The organism is Clostridium sp. LY3-2 (genome assembly GCF_024705715.1).
GTDB lineage: Bacteria > Bacillota > Clostridia > Clostridiales > Clostridiaceae > Clostridium.
Map to the genome: position 1 here is coordinate 1 of NZ_JAMDLQ010000073.1, position 1,145 is coordinate 1,145.

The following is a 1,145-nucleotide window of genomic DNA, read 5'->3' on the forward strand; positions in this document are numbered from 1 at the left end:
AAAATGGTGCGTCTTAAGAGATTCGAACTCCTGACCCACGCCTTAGAAGGGCGTTGCTCTATCCAGCTGAGCTAAAGACGCATATTGGAGCGGGTAGTGGGAATCGAACCCACCTTTCCAGCTTGGAAGGCTGGAGTATTACCGATATACGATACCCGCAAATGGTCGGGGTGACAGGTCTCGAACCTGCGACCTCATGGTCCCAAACCATGCGCGCTACCATCTGCGCCACACCCCGAGATAAAAATGGTGCGTCTTAAGAGATTCGAACTCCTGACCCACGCCTTAGAAGGGCGTTGCTCTATCCAGCTGAGCTAAAGACGCATATTATGGAGCGGGTAGTGGGAATCGAACCCACCTTTCCAGCTTGGAAGGCTGGAGTATTACCGATATACGATACCCGCTTATTTTAAAATTTAATTTGGTGCAAGAGGAGGGAGTCGAACCCTCACACCGTAAGGCGCTAGATCCTAAGTCTAGTGCGTCTGCCAATTCCGCCACTCCTGCACGTTATTAAATTGGTGGCTTACCGGGGAATCGAACCCCGGACACCTTGATTAAAAGTCAAGTGCTCTACCGACTGAGCTAGTAAACCTTATTTGGCAGGGATAGCAGGATTTGAACCTACGAATACCACAGTCAAAGTGTGGTGCCTTACCGCTTGGCGATATCCCTGTATGGGGTGAACGATGGGACTCGAACCCACGACAACCAGAACCACAATCTGGCGCTCTACCAACTGAACTACGTTCACCATAAAATGGTGCGTCTTAAGAGATTCGAACTCCTGACCCACGCCTTAGAAGGGCGTTGCTCTATCCAGCTGAGCTAAAGACGCATTTCATAACGATTATTATTTTAACTAATAAATCGTTTTTTGTCAAGCTTTTTTAAGCTTGTTTGGAGCGGGTAGTGGGAATCGAACCCACCTTTCCAGCTTGGAAGGCTGGAGTATTACCGATATACGATACCCGCAAATGGTCGGGGTGACAGGTCTCGAACCTGCGACCTCATGGTCCCAAACCATGCGCGCTACCATCTGCGCCACACCCCGAGATAAAAATGGTGCGTCTTAAGAGATTCGAACTCCTGACCCACGCCTTAGAAGGGCGTTGCTCTATCCAGCTGAGCTAAAGACGCATATT

Annotated in this window: 13 tRNA genes; all 13 read right to left on the bottom strand. The window is 49.6% G+C overall.

Going from position 1 to position 1,145, the window contains the following annotated elements:
• Window positions 1-4: 4 nt before the first annotated feature.
• The 13 genes from M4I33_RS16760 to M4I33_RS16820 all read right to left on the bottom strand — a co-directional run bounded on the left by M4I33_RS16760 (window position 5) and on the right by M4I33_RS16820 (window position 1,140).
• Window positions 5-81, bottom strand: a tRNA-Arg gene (locus M4I33_RS16760).
• A gap of 4 nt (window positions 82-85) precedes the next feature.
• A tRNA-Gly gene (locus M4I33_RS16765) sits at window positions 86-159 on the bottom strand.
• Window positions 160-162: 3 nt separating this feature from the next.
• A tRNA-Pro gene (locus tag M4I33_RS16770) sits at window positions 163-238 on the bottom strand.
• Between the two features lie 9 nt (window positions 239-247).
• A tRNA-Arg gene (locus tag M4I33_RS16775) sits at window positions 248-324 on the bottom strand.
• Window positions 325-330: 6 nt separating this feature from the next.
• Window positions 331-404 (bottom strand) — tRNA-Gly (locus M4I33_RS16780).
• 18 nt (window positions 405-422) lie between these two features.
• Window positions 423-507, bottom strand: a tRNA-Leu gene (locus M4I33_RS16785).
• A gap of 12 nt (window positions 508-519) precedes the next feature.
• Window positions 520-595, bottom strand: a tRNA-Lys gene (locus M4I33_RS16790).
• A 5-nt stretch (window positions 596-600) separates the two neighbouring features.
• Window positions 601-675 (bottom strand) — tRNA-Gln (locus M4I33_RS16795).
• A 3-nt stretch (window positions 676-678) separates the two neighbouring features.
• Window positions 679-754 (bottom strand) — tRNA-His (locus M4I33_RS16800).
• A 7-nt stretch (window positions 755-761) separates the two neighbouring features.
• Window positions 762-838: transfer RNA gene (locus tag M4I33_RS16805), tRNA-Arg, on the bottom strand.
• Window positions 839-901: 63 nt separating this feature from the next.
• Window positions 902-975 (bottom strand) — tRNA-Gly (locus tag M4I33_RS16810).
• A 3-nt stretch (window positions 976-978) separates the two neighbouring features.
• A tRNA-Pro gene (locus M4I33_RS16815) sits at window positions 979-1,054 on the bottom strand.
• A gap of 9 nt (window positions 1,055-1,063) precedes the next feature.
• A tRNA-Arg gene (locus M4I33_RS16820) sits at window positions 1,064-1,140 on the bottom strand.
• Window positions 1,141-1,145 lie beyond the last annotated feature (5 nt).